The following is an 18007-nucleotide window of genomic DNA, read 5'->3' on the forward strand; positions in this document are numbered from 1 at the left end:
TCCTGTTGCGAATTCAGTGGTCCTCGACCTGCAGGTCGAGGATGCGCAGTTCGGTGCCGCCGTTGGGCTGCAGCCAGAAGCCGCCGCAGTGCGGGCAGGGTGCGCCGCGCTGGATCAGCGGCACGTTGGCGGCGCAGTCCAGGCACCAGGCCTGGCCGTCGGGTTGTTCGATGTCGATGGCGGCGCCGTCCAGCAGGCTGCCGGGGGCGATGGCGTCGAGGGCGAAGCGCAAGGCCTCGACTTCCACCCCGGCCAGCTTGCCGGCCTCCACGCGCAGACGGCTGACCCGCACGAACGGATCGCGGCGCGCAGCGGCTTCGACGGCGGCGAGGATGCCGCCGGCCAGACTCACTTCATGCATGACACGGCACTCCTGAAACCCAGGCCGGATGATCGGGCGGCAGGCTGGCAGGGCTGTCCAGGCGCCAGGCCAGGCAGGGGTCGAACACCGCCAGCAGCAGTTCGGCCTGCGCGTGGGCGCTGCCGTCGTCGGGCAGGGTTTCCAGGGCGCGGGCCAGTGTGCCGCGAGGATGCAGATTCCATTCGGTCGGCGCCAGTACCTGGTAGTCGTAGATCCGTGGGCCGTCGGCGCTGGCCTCGAGCTGCACGCGGTGCAGCAGCAGGCCGCGGGCGGTCTCGCTCCAGGCCAGTGCCTGGCCGTCGCCGAGGGACAACGCACCGAGGGCCAGCGGTCGGGGTTGCGCCTGGCTGAGTTCGGCAAGGTCGGCCAGGCGGGCCCCAAGGCGCAGCCAGGCACTGTCGTAGCGCGCCGGGCGAATATCGCTGGCGCGGGTCCAGGCCCCGGTTTCATAGGGTTCGCCGGCCAGCTCGGGCTGCTGGATGAAACCCTCGGTGGCCAGGCTGGCGCCGATGGCCAGCAGGCTGGCGCGGTCGCTGGGCAAGGTGCGCACCGGCATCGCCAGCGCCTCGGCGCGTTCGCGGCAGCCGTGCAGCAGGCGCGCCACGGGGTGTTGGCCACGAGCGCTCCAGTCCAGCAGGGCCTGGCGCGGATCGGCGTGCCAGTGCTGCAGCCAGTCCCGGGTCGAGCCGTCGAACCAGGCGTCGATCGGCGAATCCAGTCCGGCGGGCGAGGGCGAGGCGCCGGCCAGCAGGCGTGGCCAGTCCATCAGTATGTGCCGCAGGTGCTCGCGGCGGTTTTCGCCGTGCAGCGTGGCCCGCGCCTGCGCATCGGGCTCGGCCTGGCCCTGCAGGGCGGCGCGTACCGCCAGTTCGGCGGTCAGCCGGTGGGCCTGGCCGCAGAGGCTGTAGAGCAGCGGCAGGCGCTGCGCGGCCGCACTGGCCGGATGCCCGCGCAACAGGCGGGCGGCCAGCGGCGGGCGGCCACCCCTCAGCGCCGGGCGCCGGCCCGGTCGCACCTGCAGGGAGCCGGCCAGCCGGGACAGCAGGTCGGCGCCGCTCATGTCCGTTCCTCCGACAGCCGGCCGAACAGCAAGCGCCGTCGGCTCGGGTTGGCCGGCGCCTGCACGGGCGGGCGGCGCAGCAGCGAGAGCACATGGTTGGCGGTGTCGCGAGCGCTCCGGGCATCGTTGAAGTCGAACATCGGCGAGAACAGCGAGCAGCTCTGGTACGGCCCGAACACCTCGTCATGGACGCTGATGAAATCCAGCCGCTGCTCGCCGATCCGGTACTCGTGCACCGTGCCTTCGGCGGGCGCAGGCTGGTCGGCCAGCCAGACCAGGTTCATGCACCAGGGCGTGATCAGGATACCCAGCAGGCCGGTGACGGCGTCGGGGTCGATCTGCTGCCAGGCAAAGCCCACGGTTTCGACCTCCAGCGCCGGGTGCAACAGCGGCAGGCCGCGCATGCGGGTCTCGGCGATCTCGCGAAAGCGCCGGGCCAGGGCCTGGGCCCTCGGGTTGGCGTCAGTCATCGAGCACCATGAACTGTTCGGCGTCGCCATCGCAGTTGGGGCAGCGCCAGTGATGGGGCAACTGCGAGAACGGGGTGCCGGGCGCAATCTGCCAGACCGGGTCGCCCTCGGCCGGGTCGTAGACCCACCAGCAGATCTTGCATTCCAGGCGGGCGTCATCGGCCAGCCGGCTGTTGTCGCCCAGGTAGCTGCCTTCGAAGCTCATTGGCATTCCCCTTCGAACCAGTGGATCACGTCTTCGAAGCGCTCCAGCGAGTCGGCGAGGTCTTCGGGGGCGGCCAGCACCACCTCCGGCAGCCCGGTGACTTCGATGGTGTCGAGGATCAGCGCGTCCTGGGAGTTGAAGTAGCGCACCCGCCAGCAATTGGGCACGCGGGTGTTGCTGATCCGGCAGTTGCCGTAGCCGCGGGCCAGCACCACCACTGCGCCTTCGCCGAGGCAGGCGTCGAGGAAGGGCACGTCCTGCTCGGACAGCGGCAGCAGGCTGAGGTTGATGACGTGAGCGGCGTTGCCGGGCTGCCAGTTGCCGGTGCGGTCTTGCAACTCGGTGAGGATCGCCGGGGCGTTCATTACCCCGTCCGGCAGTATCTGCGGCGGGACCAGCGCGTCGGTGCTGGCGTCGATTCGTGCGGCGTGGCACAGCAGGGCGGGGGCCGGTGCCACTTCGATATGGTCGCGACCGACACCGAACACCCGCCATACCCCGGCGAAGATCGACTCCTGGATGCGCACGCCGGCGGAGCCGCCGATCCGTGCGCTGACTTCGCCTTCCCCGAGCAACTGGTCGAGCAGCCGGCGGTCGGCGTCGCTGCAGGCGCGCAGGTCGAGGATCGGCGTGACCTCGCCGGTCTGACGGCGGCGCAGGTGCGCGAGGATCTCGCCCAGTGCCTGGCGTGCGCCGGGCGCGGCGGCCAGTTCCTCGGGCTCGGGCAGTTGCGGCGAGACGTGGGTGGCCATGCCCTGGGGCATGCTGATGTATTCCAGGCTGGCATCGCCCTCGGGCTGGGAGCCGGGGCCGATGTCCAGCACCGGGATGTAGTGCAGCGGGTCGAAACTCTGCGGTCCGTTCACTGGCAGCCTCCACGCACCGGCTGGGGTTCGGCACTGCGCAGCGGGATCAGCGCCTGGCCCTGTTGCAGCGCGGCCTCGGCCAGGCGCAGGTAGACGTCCCAGTCGCGCATGCCGTCGAGCTGGGTGACGTAGTGGCCGTCACGCAGCCAGATGATGCTCGGCCAGCGGCGCAGGGCGAAGCGTTCGGCCAGGGCGTCTTCGGCGGCACGGCGGCCGACGCCCAAGCGCAGGTGGCAGCCGTGGCGTTTGCTGAGGCTGGTGCTCAGTTCCGGCAGGATCACTGCGACGTCGAGGCTTTCGGGGTAGCGCACCGGGTCGCCACACAGCAGCAACAGGGCGTCGCCGGGCTCGGCCAGCCAGACATCGAGGTTGTCCAGGTCGATCCAGCGGGCGGCGAATTGCTCCACCAGTCGGCTGATCACGGGAGGGATGGCGGGTTCGCTCATGGGGATTCCTTGGGGGTGGGCTGGCCGAGCAGGCCGGCCAGGTCCGCCGCGCTCATGGCCGAGGGCAGGGCGAAGGCGGCGTCGTTCATAGGCGTACCGGCGAGTGCGGCGTCGAGCAGGGCCAGGGTCGCGTCGATTTCGGCGGCGCGGGCGGCATCCAGGCGCTCGCGGGCGGCGTCGATGAACACCAGCAGCCAGTCGCCGACGGCGCAGTCGCCGACCAGGGCCGTGTCGATGTGCCGCTCGCGGCCGTGACGGTCGCGACAACGGGCCGAACCGGGACGGGTGGCGAGCACCTGCATGGGCAGTCCGATGCACATGTCAGCGGCGCCGGGCGAGGATGCGTTCATCGCCCAGGCGACAGGCCACGGCTTCGCTGGGACGTTCGCTTTCGTAGCGTTGCAGCTCCAGGTGGGCGAGGGTCACGGCCTCGTCGTCGGCCAGCGCCGTGGCCCGCGGGCGCGGTGCGGCGCCCCAGTCGGCGAGGGTGTCGACGGCGGTGTCCAGGGCCAGTTCCAGCGCCGCCTTGACGCTCGGCCGCAGGCTGCCGCCGTAGTCATCCATGCGCTCCGGCTGGCAACCGATCAGCAGCACCCGTTGCGGGAAATGGCCGGTGAGCTGGGCCAGCATCAACACTTCCTGGAAGCCGGTCTGGTGCAGGCTGAGCTTCTTCACGCCGAGAAAGCGCGGGACCTCGTCATCGGCCACGCACTTCAGGGTGCCGGGCGCCAGGTTGTAGTCCACCGCGTCGAAGATCAGCAGGTAATCGGCCTGCTGCACATGCTGGATCAGGTACAGGCCCTGGGTGCCGCCGTCGATCAGGGTGACGTTGTCTTCGAATTCGAAGCGCTGTTGCAGGGCCTCGACGCAGCGTACGCCGAAGCCTTCGTCGGCCCACAGCAGGTTGCCGATGCCGAGCACGGTGATGCGCGGCGCGGGGCAGGGAGTCGCGGTCATTTCTTCACGCTCTTGTAGCCGGAGATGATGCCGCCGATCAGGTTCAGGCGACCGTAGATTTCTTCGCGCACGGCGGCGTACACATGCAGCAGGATGAACAGGATCATCAGCCACATGCCCAGCCGGTGCAGGACGTGGACGTTGTTCGACTGGCCCAGCAGCGGCAGCACCCAGCCGAACGCGCGTTCCTGCCAGGAGCCCATCTGCGCGCCTTCGCCGTACAGGGCGAAGCCGGTCACCAGCATGAACAGCGAGGTGAGCATGAAGACGAAGACCATGGCGAAGCGCGACAGCGGGTTGTGGCCGAAGATCGGCTCCGGCATGGGGCCTATGAACAGGTAGTAGCGCAGCCAGGCGCCGAAGTCGCGCCAGTACCGCTTGCTGCCCAGGGGAATCCAGAACAGCTCGCGGGCGTGGTGGTTGCCCACCAGCGCCCAGTAGGCGCGGCCCACCAGACCGATGGCGAACAGGTAGGCGGCGGCGAAATGGGCGAAGCGGATGTAGCCCATCAGGTAGTTGTCGATGGCTTCGCCCGGCTGGGTCGGCGGTGGCACGCCGATGAAATAGCCGGTGACCGCCAGCACCAGGATGCAGGCGGCGTTGATCCAGTGCCACAGGCGCACGGGCGCCTCGTAGACGTATTCGGAGTGGCCCTCGGGGACCGGATGCTGGGACATGGCGTCACCTCGAAAACGCCGGGAGCTGCACGGCCCCCGGCGGTTGGCTGCGGGCTGGCTCAACGCACGGTGACCGTGCTCAGTTCGGCGCCATCCTCGCTCATCACGTGGGTGGCGCAGGCCATGCAGGGGTCGAAGGAGTGCAGCGTGCGCAGGATTTCCACCGGCTGGTCGGCGACCGCCACCGGGGTGTTCATCAGTGCCGCCTCGAAGGCACCGATCTGGCCCTTGCTGTCACGCGGGCTGCCGTTCCAGGTGCTCGGTACCACGCACTGGTAGTTCTCGATGCGCCCGTCCTTGATACGGATCCAGTGCCCCAGCGCGCCCCGCGGTGCGGCGACGCTGCCGACGCCCTTGGCTTCGGCGGGCCAGGTTTTCGGGTCCCATTTCTCGACGTTGGCCGTGGCGCGGTCACCGTTGCGGATGTTGCCCATCAGCTCGTGCCAGTCATCGAGCATCATCTCGGCGCAGTATTCGGCTTCCAGCGCCCGGGTCAGGGTGCGGCCGATGGTGCTGGGCAGCAACTGCTTGGCGCTGTAGTCGGTCGAGGCCAGGCCGAGGGCCTTGGGCAGGTCGTGGTTGACCGCCCGCAGCGAACCTTCCACCTGCTCCTTGACCCGCTGGCAATGGCTGTTGCCTTGCAGGGCATGGGCGTAGCCGAGGATGTAGCGCGCCAGCGGCCCGACTTCCATGGCATGGCCGCGCCAGCGCGGCGACTTGACCCAGGAGTACTTGGCGCTTTCGTCCACTTCCTCGATGGCGGTGCGGGTGCCCTTGGTCCTGGCGCCCAGCTCGTAGTGGGGATCGGTGATGCCGTCCCAGGGGTGCAGGCCCTTGTCGTTGTCCGGGTACTGGTACCAGGAGTGGGTGACGAATTCCTGCACCTGTTCCGGGTCGCGCACGTCCACCGGCAGGATCTCGTCCCAGTTGCCGCCGAGGATGGCGCCACCGGGCAACTGGTTGGTGCTGTCGTCGTAGTTGACCTTGGCGTAGGTGCCATAGTCCATGACGTTGGTCGCCGCCAGGCCGCCGCCGTGCAGCCAGCCTTTCTGCTTGTACAGGGTGCCGATGGCGAGCACATCGGGCACGTAGACGTTGCGGCAGAACTCCAGGGCTTCGTCGATCCGCGCGCGGACGAAGTTCAGGCGCTCCATGTTCAGCGGTGCACCGGCGGCGCCGTCACCGTCGATGTTGATGGCGCAGGGCACGCCGCCCACCAGGTAGTTGGGGTGCGGGTTCTTGCCGCCGAAGATGGTGTGGATCTTCACCCACTCCTTCTGCAGGTCGAGGGCTTCGAGGTAGTGGGTCACCGCCATCAGGTTGGCTTCCGGCGGCAACTGGTAGGCCGGGTTGCCCCAGTAGCCGTTCATGAACGGGCCGAGCTGGCCGCTCTCGACGAACTTCTTCAGGCGGTTCTGCACGTCGCGGAAGTAGCCGGGGGAGGATTTGGGGTGCGCCGGCGAGACCATCTGCTGCAGCGCCGAGGTGGCCTTGGGGTCGGCCTTGAGCGCCGAGATCACATCGACCCAGTCCAGCGCGTGCAGGTGGTAGAAGTGCACCGCGTGGTCGTGGACCTGCAGGGTCTTGGCCATCATTTCGCGGATCAGGTGGGCGTTGGGCGGAATGCGGATGTCCAGTGCGTCCTCGACCGCCCGCACAGAGGCCAGGGCGTGGCAGCCGGTGCAGACACCGCAGATACGCTCGACGAACGCCCAGGCGTCACGCGGGTCGCGGCCACGCAGGATGACTTCCAGGCCGCGCCACATGGTGCCGGTGGAGACAGCGTTGCGGATCACGTTGTTGGCATCGAGGTTGACCTCGACGCGCATGTGGCCCTCGATGCGGGTCACCGGGTCGACGACGATGCGCCGGCCGCTGTTGTCCAGGTCGAAGCCTTGGGTGGAGTAGTTGCTCATGGATCAGGTTTTCCCGTACGTCGATCAGGCTTCGTGGGTGGCGCGCGCCTTGCCGTTGCTGGCGCGCTGCAGGGCGGTGACCGCAGCGTGGGCGGCGATGGCCGCACCCACGGTGCCGGCGGCGGCTAGGCCGATCTGGTCGGCATTGGCCTCGATGCCGAAGGCGTTGATATCGCTCAGGTGCTGGTAGAACGAGCCTTTGTCCCAGAAGCCCTCTTCGGAACAGCCGATGCAGCCGTGGCCGGACTGGATCGGGAAGCTGGTGCCACCGTTCCAGCGCACCGTGGAGCAGGCGTTGTAGGTGGTCGGGCCCTTGCAGCCGACCTTGTACAGGCAGTAGCCCTTGCGTGCGGAATCGTCGTCCCAGGCCTCGACGAACTGGCCGGCGTCGAAGTGCGGGCGGCGATAGCATTTGTCGTGGATGCGCTGGCTGTAGAACATCTTCGGCCGGCCCTGGCGGTCCAGCTCGGGGATGCGGTCGAAGGTGAGCATGTAGGTGATGACCCCGGTCATCACCTCGGCGATCGGCGGGCAGCCGGGCACCTTGATGATCGGCTTGTCGGTGATGACCTTGTGGATCGGCACGGCCTGGGTCGGGTTGGGCTTGGCCGCCTGCACGCAACCCCAACTGGCGCAGGAGCCCCAGGAGATGATCGCCTTGGCGTCGCGGGACACGCGCTTGAGCTGCTCGATGAACGGCTTGCCGCCGATGATGCAGCTCATGCCGTCCTGGTTCAGGGGCGGGTTGCCTTCGACGGCGAGGATGTAGTTGCCCTTGTACTTGGTCATGACCTCTTCGAGGATCGCCTCGGCCTGGTGGCCGGCGGAGGCCATCAGGGTGTCGTCGTAGTCCAGCGAGATCATCGACAGCACCACGTCCTTGGCCAGCGGGTGCGCGGAGCGGATGAACGATTCGGAGCAGCAGGTGCATTCCAGGCCGTGCAGCCACAGCACCGGGGTGCGCGGCTTGTTCTCCATGGCCCAGGCAATCTGCGGCATGAAGGCCGGGCCCAGGCCCAGCGAGGTGGCGGTCAGCGAGCAGAACTTGACGAAGCTGCGCCGCGAGATGCCCTGCCGGCGCATCACTTCATAAAAGGTTTCGGTCAATTGGTTTTCCTCGGCCAGGCGGTCTTTTTCTTTCGTGTGGCCAAGGGCTTACTTCAAGAGCTGTGCCATTCGGTCGCAGGGGCGCGTGCGACCTTGGTCGGGGTGGGCGGCGCCCTGATTCACGGGGTTTTGCCCTGGCCGACGCAAGTGGTTGGTGGGTGTGAGAGAAGCGAAGTGGAAAGTGGCTTTCCGCTTCGCTCGCTGAAGTGGAAGGTGACTGATCAGGCTGGCGTCAGGTCCAGGCGGTCGTAGCCCTTGTAGCGGTAGAAGGCCCAGGACAGCGCCCAGGTGGTGGCGAACAGGCCGACGATCAGGTAGCCGAGCAGGCCGAAACTCTCGTTGACCTGGGCGATGAAGTCCCAGGCGCCGCCTTCCAGGCCGAGCTGTTCGCCGATCAGGTTGAGCGCCTCCATGCTGCCGATCAGCAGCGCCACCAGCACCGAGGCCGAGGTGATGGTCAGGTTGTAGTAGAGCTTGCGTGCCGGGCGGACTTCAGCCCAACGGTAGGCGCCGGTCATCAGCACGCTGTCGGCGCTGTCCACCAGGGCCATGCCGGCAGTGAACAGCGCGGGGAACACCATGATCGACAGGATCGGCAGGTTCTGTACCGCCTGGCTGGCGGCGATGCCGAGCAGGCCGATCTCGGTGGCAGTGTCGAAGCCCAGGCCGAACAGAAAGCCCAGCGGATACAGGTGCCAGCTGCGCCGTACCAGGCGGAACAGCGGACGGGCCAGGCGGGCGATCAGGCCGCCGCCGGCGAGCATGCCGTGCAGCTCGGCCTCGCCCAGGCGTTCGCCCTGGCGCACGCGGCGAAAGGCCTGGTAGACCGAGCGCAGGATCACCAGGTTGATCAGCGCCACCAGCAGCAGGAAGGCCGCCGACACCGAGGTGCCGATCACCGCGCCGACGCCGTGGAAGGCTGCCAGTTCGTCCTGCAGGCTGGCGGCGCTGAAAGCGATCAGGGCCGAAGCGATGATCACCACGCTGCTGTGGCCGAGGGAGAAGAACAGGCCGACGCTGGCGGTGGGCTGGCCTTCCTGGATCAGCTTGCGGGTGGCGTTGTCGATGGCGGCGATATGGTCGGCATCCACGGCGTGGCGCAGGCCGAAACTGTAGGCCAGCACGGCGGTGCCGAGCAGCAGCGGGTAGTCGCGGAAGGCGACCAGGGCCCAGAGCCAGGCCAGCAGGTTGACGGCGATCAGGCCGGTGAACAGGGTGGTGACGGGGGAGAGGCGAGGCATGGGGCGGTCCGGTTGTATGAAGAATTTTCTGGTCTTCATACAAAGGGTGTGCCAAGGGGTTGTGCCGGTCCTCATCGCTGGCTTGCCAGCGATGAGGACCTGCAGATTCCCAGTGGTTACAGGCTTTGCATCCCAGTCATCAAACCGCAAACCCCGCATCCACCTCCGGCAGGCACAACCTGAACACCGCGCCGCCCTGCGGATGATTCCCCGCCTCCAGGGTGCCGCCGCAGCGTTCGACGATGCCGTAGCTGATCGACAACCCCAACCCCGTGCCCTGGCCCACCGGCTTGGTGGTGAAGAACGGCTCGAACACCTGGTGCAGGTGCGCTTCGGCAATCCCCGGTCCGTTGTCCCGCAGGGTCAGGCAGGCGGTGCCGGACTCCCGGGTCAGGTCGATCCAGATCTGCGGGGTGGCGCCCGCCGTCTCCCGCGCCGCGTCGCAGGCGTTCTGCATCAGGTTCATCAGCACCTGCAGCAACTGCCCGCTGTTGCCGTGCACGGTCATGTCCGCGCCCGACTGCCAGTGCACCTTGAGGTCGGGCGCGGTGCCGCGGGTGATCCAGTGGATGGCCCGTTCCACCAGGTCGTTCAGCGACACTTCGCCGGGCTGGCCACGGTCCACGGCGGAGAAGCGCTTGAGGGCGCTGACGATGTCGGTGGTGCGCTGGGCGCCTTCGAGGGTGCCGTCGATCAGCGAGGGCAGGTCGGCCAGCAACGGGTCGATGCGCAGGCGCTTGCGCAGGGCTTCCCGTTCGTCTTCCGGTACCTGCTGGTGCACGGCCGCCAGGTAGTCCTGCAGGCGCTGGCCATAACCACCGAGCACATGGGTGTTGGCCAGAACGAAGCTGATGGGGTTGTTCAGTTCGTGGGCGACCCCCGCCACCAGGCGGCCGAGGGCGGCCATCTTTTCGGCGTGCAGCAGTTGCTGTTGGGTGCGCTTGAGGGCTTCGTGGGCTTCGTGCAGTTGCCGGTAGGCGTGCTTCAGCTCGCCCAGCGGCCGGCCCACCAGCACATGGCCGAGGCAGCGACCATGGGCGCCGCTGCGCACCGTGCAGCTGAGGTCCACCGGCAGCGGGGCGCCATCGGCACCGCGAAAGTTCACTTCCAGGCTGGCACTGGCATTGGCCTGGCGCAGGCCGCCGAGCACCTTGCGCAGCAGGTCGGCGCTGTCGGCATCGGCCAGCAGCCCGTACACCGGGCTGCCCAGCAGTTGCTGTTCGTCGCCGCCGACCCTTTCCCGCAGCGACGGGTTGGTCTGCTCGATCAGGCCCTGGGGATCGCAGGCCAGCAGAATGTCAGACATCGAGCCCAGCAACCCGGCGATGAACTGCTGCGACTGTTCCAGCTCGGCGTTCTTTTCTTCCAGGGCGATCTCGTCCTGGACCAGTTGCGAGTACACCTCGTCCATCTTGCCGATGACTTCCAGCCAGGCGTCTTCGTCGATGGGCGGCGGTGGCGGTTTGCGGGCCATGGCAGTCAGCTCGTCGGGTGCAGGTGGGCGTGGCCGTGATCATCGGCGGCCGCCGCCACCGGAATCAGGTTGAGCTGGCCATGGCGCACGCCGCGCTCGGCGCTCAGCCGTTCGGCGAAGGCTCGCACCTTCTGCACCGGGCCCTTGAGCATCAGGCTTTCCAGGCAGTGGTCGTGGTCCAGGTGGACATGCTGGCTGGCGATGGTCAGATCGTGGTGGTCGTGCTGCAGGGTCATCACGCGTTCGGCCAGGGTGCGGGCGTGGTGGTCGTAGACGAAGCTGAGGTTGGCCACGCACAGCAGCGACTCGGCCTGCTGGTCCAGGCGCGAGGCCTCGATATGCCGGCGCAGGATGTCGCGCAGGGCTTCGGAGCGGTTGTCGTAGCCCTGGGCGCGGAGCAACTGGTCGAGGGCTTCGGCGAGGCGGTCGTCGAGGGAGATGGTCAGGCGTTGCATGGGAATTCTCCGGGTCAGTGCACAGTACAGACCATGCAGGGGTCGAACGAGCGCACGATGTGTTGCACGGCCACCGGGGTCTTTTCGCCGGGGAGTACCAGGGCGCCTTCCAGGGCTTTTTCAAGGGCGCCGGGAACGCCCTGGGCGTCCCGTGGCGAGAAGTTCCAGGTGGTCGGGGCGATGATCTGGTAGCTGGCGATGCGCCCCTGTTCGACCCGCAGCCAGTGGCCGAGGGCGCCACGGGCGGCTTCGGTGAGGCCCACGGCACTGCCGCTGTCGGGCAGTTCGCAGGCGGCGTACCAGGGTTCGCCGGGGCGCAGGGCGATCAGCCAGTTCTCCATCATCGGCACCACCCGCGCCAGTTCCACCAGGCGGGCCAGCAGGCGGGTGTAGACGCTGCCACCGCAGCGGGCGGCGGCGTCGCGCAGCAGCGGCTGGCCGCTGACCAATTGCCGGGCCAGGGCGCCGGTTTCCAGCACCGCGCCGTCGAGGCGCGGCGCCTTGTTCCAGGTGTAGGCGGCGGGTTTGTCCGGGCTCGGCTCGGTGACGCCACGGGCCGGATGCAGCGGCCCGTCGCGGTCATCGAGCCAGGCGTGAAAGGCGTCTTCGCGAATGCCGTCCAGCGCCACCGTCCGTACCTGGCCGAGGCGGGCGTCCCACAGGCCGCGGGCGAACGCCAGCGAGCCATCCGGCTGCGGGTAGGCGCCGTAGGACAGGTACAGGCCCGGGCCCTGGCCGAGCAGTTCCAGGCCGGTGTCCTGGACGATGCGCAGGAACTGGCGCAGGTCGCCGCGCTCGGGTGCCTCGGCGTACCAGGCCCACAACTGCGCTTCGCCGCTCAGCCCGGCGATACGCTCCAGGGGCGCGGCGAACAGCTCGTTTTCGAGGAACTGGCGGAACTCGCGGACGCGGGTCAGCAGGCGCAGGCGCTCGGCCGGGTCGATGGCGCGGGTCGAGCCGCCCGGGTGCACGGAGCCGGTGTGCGGCCACTTGCCGCCGAGGGTGCCGATCAGGTCCAGCCAGCGCTTGCGCGCCGCCAGCGCCAGGCGCTGCTGGCTGCCGCTGTGGGGCGTGAAGCGGGCCACGGCCTCGGCATGCCAGGGCCGGTCGGCGTACAGCGGGCGGACGAAGTCGGGCATGAAGAACAGGTAGAAATGGCTCAGATGGTCGGCGAGGTTCTCGGTCGCCGCCATCAGGTTGATCGCCAGCAAACCGTTGGCCGGCGGCTCGACACCGGCCAGCCCGGCCAGGGCACGGGCGGCGGCCACCGACTGCGACACCGAGCAGATGCCACACACCCGTGGCGCGTAGACCAGCGCGTCGAGGGGCGCATGGTCGCGCAGGATCTGCTCGAAGCCGCGGTACATGGTGGCGTTGACCTGGGCCGAACGCACCTGGCCGTCCTCGATGTCCAGCTGGACTTCGAGGTCACCTTCGACGCGGTTGAACGGGCCGACCAGAAGACGGGTCATGCTTGGAGCTCCTAGCGACGAGTGGGGCGGATGGCCGGCGCAATCAGCGCATGGTCGGCGGTGGCGTTTTGCCGGACACGGTCCGGGGTGGCCGACTTGGACAAGGCGGCGAGAGCGACGAACCAGGCCTTGGGCATGTCGGTGGGCAGCCCGATGGGAATGCCGGCGCGCTTGGGCGTGAGGTTGAAGGCGTGGCCTGGCTCCTCGAAGCCCGGCGCCGTGCAGTTGATGCAGGCGTAGCCGCCACGGGTGCAGGAGCCTTCGCCATTCCACAGGCGGTTGTTGCAGTCACCGTGGGCCTGGGTGCCCTTGCAGCCGAGGTTTTCCATCATGCAGCCAAGGTCGGAGGGCTTCACCGCACTGGCCTTGTACTCGTAGAACTCGTTGCGGGTGCAGCCGTGGTGCACCAGTTGGTCGGCGTAGAAACGCGGGCGGCCGAGGGCGTCCAGATCTTCCTCGGCGAACAGCCCGGCAGCCAGCGCCATCAGGGTGTCGGTGACCCAGCCGGGGTGGGTCGGGCAGCCGGCGACGTTGATCACCGGCAGGCCCTTGTTCGAGCGGTAGTCGGCACCCAGCAGGCCGCCGCGTCGTTCGCCGTCGTATTGCAGGCCACAGGCATCGGTGGGGTTGTGCCCGGCGGCGGTGATGCCGCCATAGGCGGCGCAGGTGCCGATGCCCAGGGTGTAGTCGGCGACCGCGGCCAGCCTGCGCACCCAGTCGATCATCGCCACGCCGGTGCCGGCCAGCAGGTGGAAGCGCCCGGTGCCGTTGGGGCCGCGCAGCAGCGAGCCTTCAATACACAGGGCGTCGAGGTGGGTGCGGCCGCTCAGGCAATCGTCGAGGATGGCCAGCACTTCATCGCCGCTTTCCAGCGACAGCGACGGGTGCCAGAGCAACTCGATGCCGGCGCCGCGCCAGAGGCCGGCGAAATCCTGGGTGTCCGCGCATAGCAGCGACATATTGCAGCCGCCGCAACCGCCGGACTGCAGCCAGAGCACGCGGAAGGGGGCGTTCATGGCGTTTCCTCCAGACCGAAGCGGCGCAGTTTCTGGCGCAGGCCGACCCGCGACAGGCCCAGCTCGCGGGCGGTGTGGGTCTTGTTCCAGCGGTGGCGCAGCAGGGCCTCCTTGAGCAGGGCAGCCTCGATGGCGTCGAGCTGTTCCTGCAGGGTGCCGACGGGGCGGCTGTCGAGCGGTGTGCCGGGCAGGGCGCTGCGGGCCTGGCCCTGCAGGACCTTCCAGGAAAACGCCCGGGCGCCGATCTCGGGCCCGTCGGACAGCGCGGCGGCACGGTAGACCTCGTTGCGCAGCTCGCGGATGTTGCCCGGCCATGGGTAGCCCAGCAGGCTGCCGAGGGCATCGGCAGCGAAGCACAGGCCCGGCAGGTCGAGTTCCTGGCTGGCGTCGGCCAGCAGCTTGCTGGCGATGGGGATCAGGTCGCCGCTGCGTTCGCGCAACGGCGGCAGGGCCAGGGAGACGCCGGCCAGGCGGTAATAGAGGTCGCTGCGAAAACGCCCGGCCTGCACCTCGGCTTCGAGGTCGCGGTGGGTGGCGGCGACGATCCGCACATCCACCCGCACCGGCGTGGTGGCGCCGACCGGACGCAGCTCGCCTTCCTGCAGCACCCGCAACAGCTTGACCTGGAAGGCCGGCGAGGTGTCGCCGATCTCGTCGAGGAACAGGGTGCCGCCGTGGGCGCGCTGGATCAGCCCGACATGGTCCTGGTGGGCGCCGGTGAAGGCACCGCGCTTGTGGCCGAACAGTTCCGACTCCAGCAGGGTGTCCGGCAGCGCCGCGCAGTTTTCCATGATGAAGGCGTTGCCCGCCCTCGGGCTGGCGTAGTGGATGGCCCGCGCCAGCAGTTCCTTGCCGGTGCCGGACTCGCCCAGCAGCAACACCGACAGGTCGAAGCGCGCGACCCGGGCGGCCAGTTCGCAGAGGGCGTCCAGCGGGCTGCCGGGGGCGCGCACGATACGGGCGAAATCGAAGGCGTCGCGGACCTTGTCCAGCGCCTGCTGGTTGCGCCGGCGCAGGACCGGCGTGGCACTGCGCAGCTCGACGTCGAGGCGCCGCGCATGGTTGTGCAGGGCACGGCTTTCCACGGCGTTGCGCACCGTGTTGAGCAGGTGGTCGGGCAGCCAGGGCTTGAGCAGGTACTGGTAGATGCCGGCGTCGTTGACCCCGGCGATGATGTCTTCGGCGTCGGTGTAGCCCGAGAGCACGATGCGCACCACCTCGGGCCAGCGCTCGCGGGTTTCCTTGAGAAAGTCGATGCCCTGCATGCCGGGCATGCGCTGGTCGCAGAGGATCACCGCCACCTCATGCTGCTCCAGCAGTTCGCGGGCCTGCTCGGCCGAGTCGGCGAGCAGCACGTTGAACTCGTCGGCGAGCACCCGCGACAGGGACTCGCGGGAGCGCAGTTCGTCGTCGATGACCAGCAGGGTCTGGACGGTGGAATCGAAGCTTTCGTGGGAAGACATGGACGCCGGTTTCGCAGGTGACGATATCGGGGCGCAATGATGACATTCGCCGCGAGGCGTAGGAAGAAATCGCTACTAACGGATGAATTTTCCTTCCCGGCAGGCCGCTCGCTGCCGAGCTTTTTCATTGTGACCGAGCATATTTTTACTATTTTTCCTCGCCGCACGACTGGCGCACCATCGCCCGACATCAACAAGACGACCGCCCGGTCGGTCGACAAGGGAGTGGACTGTGCTCGATCTCAACTACTGGCAGCAGCGTGCCGCCCGGCAAACCTTCATTACCAATGCCCTGATCGACGGGCGCCCGGTCGCCAGCGCCTCGGGGGCGACCTTCGAGGCCATCAACCCGGCCACCAACCAGTTGCTGGCGCAGGTGGCGGCCTGCGGTGAAGACGAGGTAAACCTAGCAGTGCGTTCGGCGCGGCAGGCGTTCGAACAGGGGCCGTGGGCGCGGATGGCGCCGGTTGAGCGCAAGCGCATCCTGCTGCGGTTGTCCGAACTGTTGCTGGCCCACCGCGAGGAGCTGGCGCTGCTCGATTCGCTGAACATGGGCAAGCCGGTGATGGATGCCTACACCATCGACGTGCCTGGCGCTGCCGGCGTGTTCGCCTGGTATGGCGAGGCGCTGGACAAGGTCTACGACCAGGTGGCGCCCACCGCGCCCAACGCCCTGGCCACCATTACCCGCGAGGCCCTGGGCGTGGTCGCCGCCGTGGTGCCGTGGAACTTCCCGCTGGACATGGCCGCGTGGAAACTGGCCCCGGCCCTGGCGGCCGGCAACAGCGTCGTGCTCAAGCCGGCCGAGCAATCGCCATTCTCGGCGCTGCGCCTGGGCGAACTGGCGCTGGAAGCGGGGATTCCCGAAGGCGTACTGAACGTGGTGCCGGGCCTTGGCGAGCAGGCCGGCAAGGCGCTGGGTCTGCACCCGGACGTGGACTGCCTGGTGTTCACCGGCTCGACCCAGGTCGGCAAGTACTTCATGCAGTACTCGGCGCAGTCCAATCTCAAGCAGGTGTGGCTGGAGTGCGGCGGCAAGAGCCCGAACCTGGTGTTCGACGACTGTCAGGACCTGGACCTTGCAGCAGAAAAGGCGGCGTTCGGCATCTTCTTCAATCAGGGTGAAGTCTGCTCGGCCAACTCGCGGTTGTACGTGCAGCGTTCGATCCATGACGAGTTCGTCGAACGCCTGATCGCCAAGGCCCGCGCCTGGATGCCGGGCGACCCGCTGAACCCGGCCAGCGGCGCCGGGGCCATCGTCGACGGCGAGCAGACCGGACGCATCATGCGCGCCATCGAGCAGGCCCGGGGCGAGGGGGCGCAGTTGGTGGCGGGAGGCGAGCAGTTACGGATCAACGGCTCTTCCAACTTCATCCAGCCGACCATTTTCACCGGGGTGGGCCCTCAGTCGGCGCTGGCGCGGGAGGAGATCTTCGGCCCGGTGCTGGCGGTCCAGGCGTTCGATGATGAAGACGAGGCGGTGCGCCTGGCCAATGACAGTGTCTATGGGCTGGCGGCGTCGGTGTGGAGCGACGACCTGAACCGCGCACACCGGGTGGCGCGGGCGTTGAAGGCGGGCACGGTGTCGGTCAATACCATGGATGCGCTGGATGTGGCCGTGCCGTTCGGCGGCGGCAAGCAATCCGGGTTTGGCCGGGACCTTTCGCTGCATTCGTTCGACAAGTACACGCAGTTGAAGACCACCTGGTTCCAGTTGCGCTGAACTCGGCTGGGCAGGGGTATTGACACTGTGGGCGGCTTGAGCCGCGATCGGCGGCGAAGCCGTCGTAGAACCTGAATCCGCGATGTCTCTGGAATACCGGGAGCGCAGGTTTCATGGCCGCTGCGCGGCCAATCGCGGCTGAAGCCGCTCCCACAGGTTTGCGTCAGGCAATGTACTCACCCCAACGGGTGATTTCGGCACTTCCCACCGCGTGGGAACATCCTTCCAACCCCAGTGACCTTTCGACGAGGCTCCGACGTGGACAACCAACGGCTTATTTCCGCGCAGTGGTTCGAACAGATGGCCCGGGTGACCGAGAGCATCGGCCAGCCGAACTTCGCCGCGACGCTGTTCGAGACCCTCGGCTGCATCCATCCGATCCAGGCCACCACGCTGTACCTGTACCCCCACGGCGGCATGCCCAGTGCGCTGTTCGAAGTGGATGGCCCCTGGCTGCCCCAGGGCAATGTGCATCGCTACCTGTCCGGCTTCTACCTGCTCGATCCGTTCTACGGCGCCAGCGTGGAGAACGGTCTGTCCGGTTGCTTCGAGCTGGCCGAGGTGGCCCCCGACCATTTCGAGCTGAGCGAGTACTACCAGTCGTTCTACCGCCACTCGCACCTGCAGGATGAACTCAACTACATCCTGCAGCCGTCTCCCGGCCTGAGCCTGGCGGTGTCGCTGGCCTTCACCGAGAAGCCCGATCCTGCGATCACCCGCCAGTTCAAGCAGATCGGTCCCTGGGTGCTGGCGCTGCTGGGCAAGCACTTCGTCGGCATCGATGCGCGCAACAACCGATTCGACAACCCGCTGGATCAGCGCGTGCACTCGGCGCTGAACAACTTCGGCTCGTCGATCCTCACCGAGCGCGAGTGCCGCATCGCCCAGTTGATCCTGCGCGGCCACTCGACCCGCTCGCTGGCCGAGCGCCTCGGGGTGTCGGAGGACACCATCAAGTCGCACCGCAAGAACCTCTACGTGAAGCTGGATATCGGCACCCAATCGGAGCTGTTTTCCCTGTTCATCGATTCCCTGGCCGAAGCCCAGGGCGCACTCGGCAAGGACCCGCTGGAAAGCTACATGAGCAAGCGCCGCTGA

At 68.1% G+C, this 18007-nt stretch carries 19 protein-coding genes; 2 read left to right on the forward strand and 17 right to left on the reverse strand.

Annotated elements, in window-relative coordinates:
- Nucleotides 1-13: 13 nt before the first annotated feature.
- From AC05QJ_RS13535 to AC05QJ_RS13615, 17 genes are all read right to left on the reverse strand, one after another.
- A complete protein-coding gene (locus tag AC05QJ_RS13535; RefSeq protein WP_476747331.1) occupies nucleotides 14-361 on the reverse strand; it encodes a hydrogenase maturation nickel metallochaperone HypA/HybF in 348 nt (115 codons plus the stop codon).
- Nucleotides 354-1421: a HoxV gene (locus tag AC05QJ_RS13540; RefSeq protein WP_476747332.1), complete on the reverse strand. Its 1068-nt coding sequence runs from the start codon at nucleotides 1419-1421 to the stop codon at nucleotides 354-356. The genes AC05QJ_RS13535 and AC05QJ_RS13540 overlap by 8 nt, the downstream gene beginning before the upstream one ends.
- Nucleotides 1418-1891, reverse strand: coding sequence for a [NiFe]-hydrogenase assembly chaperone HybE (hybE, locus tag AC05QJ_RS13545; RefSeq protein WP_476747333.1), 474 nt, complete (start codon nucleotides 1889-1891; stop codon nucleotides 1418-1420). Before hybE ends, AC05QJ_RS13540 begins: the two co-directional genes overlap by 4 nt.
- Complete coding sequence (locus AC05QJ_RS13550; RefSeq protein ID WP_476747334.1) at nucleotides 1884-2102, reverse strand: rubredoxin; 219 nt, start codon at nucleotides 2100-2102, stop codon at nucleotides 1884-1886. Before AC05QJ_RS13550 ends, hybE begins: the two co-directional genes overlap by 8 nt.
- Nucleotides 2093-2962 (reverse strand): hydrogenase expression/formation protein, encoded by an 870-nt coding sequence (locus AC05QJ_RS13555; protein WP_476747335.1) that lies wholly within the window; start codon nucleotides 2960-2962, stop codon nucleotides 2093-2095. Before AC05QJ_RS13555 ends, AC05QJ_RS13550 begins: the two co-directional genes overlap by 10 nt.
- A complete protein-coding gene (locus tag AC05QJ_RS13560) occupies nucleotides 2959-3408 on the reverse strand; it encodes a hydrogenase (protein WP_476747337.1) in 450 nt (149 codons plus the stop codon). Before AC05QJ_RS13560 ends, AC05QJ_RS13555 begins: the two co-directional genes overlap by 4 nt.
- On the reverse strand, nucleotides 3405-3728 hold the full coding sequence (locus tag AC05QJ_RS13565; protein ID WP_476747338.1) for a HypC/HybG/HupF family hydrogenase formation chaperone: 324 nt from the start codon (nucleotides 3726-3728) through the stop codon (nucleotides 3405-3407). Before AC05QJ_RS13565 ends, AC05QJ_RS13560 begins: the two co-directional genes overlap by 4 nt.
- Before the next feature lies 1 nt (nucleotide 3729).
- Complete coding sequence (locus tag AC05QJ_RS13570) at nucleotides 3730-4365, reverse strand: HyaD/HybD family hydrogenase maturation endopeptidase (RefSeq protein WP_476747339.1); 636 nt, start codon at nucleotides 4363-4365, stop codon at nucleotides 3730-3732.
- Nucleotides 4362-5042: a Ni/Fe-hydrogenase, b-type cytochrome subunit gene (gene cybH, locus AC05QJ_RS13575; RefSeq protein WP_476747340.1), complete on the reverse strand. Its 681-nt coding sequence runs from the start codon at nucleotides 5040-5042 to the stop codon at nucleotides 4362-4364. The genes AC05QJ_RS13570 and cybH overlap by 4 nt, the downstream gene beginning before the upstream one ends.
- 59 nt (nucleotides 5043-5101) lie before the next feature.
- Complete coding sequence (locus AC05QJ_RS13580; RefSeq protein WP_476747341.1) at nucleotides 5102-6958, reverse strand: nickel-dependent hydrogenase large subunit; 1857 nt, start codon at nucleotides 6956-6958, stop codon at nucleotides 5102-5104.
- Nucleotides 6959-6982: 24 nt separating this feature from the next.
- Nucleotides 6983-8065 carry a hydrogenase small subunit gene (locus AC05QJ_RS13585; protein WP_476747342.1) on the reverse strand — a complete coding sequence of 361 codons (1083 nt, stop codon included), beginning with the start codon at nucleotides 8063-8065 and terminating at the stop codon, nucleotides 6983-6985.
- Nucleotides 8066-8286: 221 nt separating this feature from the next.
- Complete coding sequence (locus tag AC05QJ_RS13590; RefSeq protein WP_476747343.1) at nucleotides 8287-9306, reverse strand: HoxN/HupN/NixA family nickel/cobalt transporter; 1020 nt, start codon at nucleotides 9304-9306, stop codon at nucleotides 8287-8289.
- Nucleotides 9307-9445: 139 nt separating this feature from the next.
- A complete protein-coding gene (locus AC05QJ_RS13595; RefSeq protein WP_476747344.1) occupies nucleotides 9446-10780 on the reverse strand; it encodes a PAS domain-containing sensor histidine kinase in 1335 nt (444 codons plus the stop codon).
- A gap of 5 nt (nucleotides 10781-10785) precedes the next feature.
- The gene (gene nikR / locus AC05QJ_RS13600) at nucleotides 10786-11235 is read right to left on the reverse strand and encodes a nickel-responsive transcriptional regulator NikR (protein ID WP_476747345.1); all 450 of its coding nucleotides are present in this window, start codon (nucleotides 11233-11235) and stop codon (nucleotides 10786-10788) included.
- A 14-nt stretch (nucleotides 11236-11249) separates the two neighbouring features.
- Nucleotides 11250-12707 (reverse strand): nickel-dependent hydrogenase large subunit, encoded by a 1458-nt coding sequence (locus AC05QJ_RS13605; RefSeq protein WP_476747346.1) that lies wholly within the window; start codon nucleotides 12705-12707, stop codon nucleotides 11250-11252.
- Between the two features lie 11 nt (nucleotides 12708-12718).
- Nucleotides 12719-13723: an NADH-quinone oxidoreductase subunit B family protein gene (locus AC05QJ_RS13610; RefSeq protein ID WP_476747347.1), complete on the reverse strand. Its 1005-nt coding sequence runs from the start codon at nucleotides 13721-13723 to the stop codon at nucleotides 12719-12721.
- Entirely contained in the window at nucleotides 13720-15186 is a 1467-nt protein-coding gene (locus AC05QJ_RS13615; protein ID WP_476747348.1) for a sigma-54-dependent transcriptional regulator, read from the reverse strand. The genes AC05QJ_RS13610 and AC05QJ_RS13615 overlap by 4 nt, the downstream gene beginning before the upstream one ends.
- Nucleotides 15187-15418: 232 nt before the next feature.
- On the opposite strand from AC05QJ_RS13615, the gene AC05QJ_RS13620 reads away from it, so the two are divergent.
- Nucleotides 15419-16909, forward strand: coding sequence for an aldehyde dehydrogenase (locus tag AC05QJ_RS13620; RefSeq protein ID WP_476747349.1), 1491 nt, complete (start codon nucleotides 15419-15421; stop codon nucleotides 16907-16909).
- A gap of 300 nt (nucleotides 16910-17209) precedes the next feature.
- Nucleotides 17210-18007, forward strand: coding sequence for a helix-turn-helix domain-containing protein (locus tag AC05QJ_RS13625; RefSeq protein WP_476747937.1), 798 nt, complete (start codon nucleotides 17210-17212; stop codon nucleotides 18005-18007).

The organism is Pseudomonas sp. TUM25319 (assembly GCF_056388475.1).